At 68.5% G+C, this 213-nt stretch carries 1 protein-coding gene; it reads right to left on the bottom strand.

What is annotated here, in order from left to right; genetic code table 11:
- Window positions 1-213: Ig-like domain-containing protein (locus tag RRF55_RS29180; RefSeq protein WP_439419477.1), on the bottom strand; the 213-nt coding region annotated here is incomplete at both ends.

Raw genomic sequence — 213 nt, 5'->3', positions numbered from 1 at the left:
ACCGTGCCGTTGGCATCACGCACTTCGACGGTGGCGCCGGCTTCGCCACGCCCGCTCAGGGCCTGGCCGCCGTTGCCGACCACGATGTTGCTGACCGCCGCGGGCGGGGTGATATCCGGGGCATCGAATTGCAGCGGGGCAGAAGTATTGCCGGCCGCGTCCACCAAACGAACGTCCAGCGCTTCGCCGTTGGCCTGGGCTGGGTTAAGGGTG

Origin of the sequence: Klebsiella sp. K47 (assembly GCF_051858335.1) — a bacterium.
Taxonomy (GTDB): domain Bacteria; phylum Pseudomonadota; class Gammaproteobacteria; order Enterobacterales; family Enterobacteriaceae; genus Klebsiella; species Klebsiella pneumoniae.
This window is presented reverse-complemented; position numbering and strand designations above follow the sequence as displayed.